The organism is Parafrankia sp. EUN1f, assembly GCF_000177675.1.
GTDB lineage: Bacteria > Actinomycetota > Actinomycetes > Frankiales > Frankiaceae > Parafrankia.
Window position 1 is genome coordinate 1 of record NZ_ADGX01000349.1, and the last position, 1,809, is coordinate 1,809.

Genomic DNA, 1,809 nt, shown 5'->3' on the forward strand with positions numbered 1-1,809 from the left:
CGCCTGCAGCGGGTTCACCGCGATCACCTGGTAACCGGCGGCGACCAGCGCGGACACCCACGGACCACGGTCCGTCTCGATCCCGACCACGACCTGGCCAGGGTCAGCGTCCTCGGGAAGATACCGCCCGACCATGGCGTGCAGCCGGGCGATGCCCGCCGCACCCTCCGGCACCCTGGCCTTCGTCAGCCGCCGGCCGGTCTCGTCCTGCACCTCCACATCATGGTGATCTTCCGCCCAGTCGTCCCCGACGAACAGCACCCAGGCCTCCTTCGCACCGGCAGCAGTTCCGGCAGCCCACGGGAGATCCACCACGCCCTAATGGTCAAGTGGTCACGTCTTGCTCGACGGCCACGACATCCCATCAGCAGTCAGCTCTCCCGACCACCGGCAGGGGCACGGTCTGACCTTAGGACTCGACTTCGGTCCAGAGGCGCGGAGTGCTCACCTACCAGCGGCTACCGGCACCGAGCCTGCCCTACAGCGACCCGGTACGTCCCATTAGAGGCATCCACCCGGCTCCGGTCACGGAAATCTTGATCGTCAGTACGCCGAGTCGCCCGAGCCGTGTATGAAATGCTGCATGGCGACACCCGGGAACGACACGTCCACCGCGCAGCCAGGGGCCCCGCTGCCCGGCGGGCTGTTCGCCGTCGTCCAGGCCGCGCTGCCGGGTTTGATCCGCAGCGAACGGCGAGTGGCCGAAGTGTGCCTGGCCCGACCGGAGGATGTCGTCCACTGGTCGGTCGCCGAGCTGGCCGCCGCGGCGGGAGTGTCGACGGCGACCGTCGTACGGGCCTGCCAGCACCTCGGGTTCCGAGGCTTCCAGCACCTGCGGCTCGAACTCGCCCGCCAGGCCGGGGCTCTCGCGCTGCGTGACACGCGGGCGCCGCTGCCCGACGACCCGCCCGAGCGTCTCGTCGACGCTGTTTTCGCGACCGCGGCCCAGGCGCTGACCGACGCCCTCGGGCCGCTGGACCGCAGCGCGGTCGCACCCGCCGTCGACCTGCTGGTGAACGCGAACAGGCTGTTGCTCGTCGGGAACGGCGGCTCGGCGCCGGTCGCCCAGGACGCGGCGCTGCGCTTCCTCACCATCGGCCGACCGGCCGAGGCGCCGACCGACTCGATCACACAGGCGCTCGCGGCCCGCCTGCTGGCCCCGGCCGATGTCTGCATGGTGATCACCAGCAGCGGGGCGAACGAGCCGACCATGCGGGCAGCGGAGGCCGCGCGGGCCGCAGGTGCGCCGGTGATCGCGATCACGAGCTATTCGGCGGGGCCGATCACCGAACTCGCGACGGTGCTGCTGGTGGTGGGCACGCCGGACCTGCCCATGGGCAGCGAGACGATCGCCAGCAGGTTGTCGTCGTTGCTGCTGCTGAACGCGCTGCAGCTCGCTGTGACGCTCCGCATGCCCGCCGCCCTTTCAGCCCACACCGCTCTTGCGCTGAAAGAAGTGCTCGACCATCAGCTACGTGGTGAGGTCACGTCGTCGCCACGGCGCCGGAACACCCGCCGGAGCAGCGGCTGAGCGCTGCTGGGCGCGGCCTGAACAGCAACGCCGCAGGGCGTGCGAAGCGAATCGGACGGACGTCGACTCGGATTCGCACGCCCTGCGGCGCGACGCGACTGTGCTGACGCGGGGGTCAGGCCGCGTTTCCAGCGGAGTGCCCGGACTGCCTTCCCCGGGCCCGGCGCCTGAATGGCGCCGATGATCTTTACGGCTCCTGGATGAGCGGAACCGGTCAGCCGGTGTAGTACGGAACGCCGGGCACGGCCGACAATGCCGCCGGAGCCGCAACGGGTACT

The 1,809-nt window shown here is 70.6% G+C and carries 2 protein-coding genes; one reads left to right on the forward strand and one right to left on the reverse strand.

Translation table 11 applies throughout. The features are described 5' to 3' along the window. On the reverse strand, nt 1–261 hold a 261-nt coding region (locus FREUN1FDRAFT_RS38990), incomplete at its 3' end, for a transposase (RefSeq protein WP_006545968.1). A 322-nt stretch (nt 262–583) separates the two neighbouring features. Between FREUN1FDRAFT_RS38990 and FREUN1FDRAFT_RS38995 the strand changes: the two genes are divergently transcribed. After that, a complete protein-coding gene (locus FREUN1FDRAFT_RS38995) occupies nt 584–1,531 on the forward strand; it encodes a MurR/RpiR family transcriptional regulator (protein WP_157475863.1) in 948 nt (315 codons plus the stop codon). Nucleotides 1,532–1,809 lie beyond the last annotated feature (278 nt).

Coding starts and splice junctions, on each gene's coding strand:
- FREUN1FDRAFT_RS38995 (WP_157475863.1), top strand. CDS start 584: ATGGCGACACCCGGGAACGACACGTCCACCGCGCAGCCAGGGGCCCCG.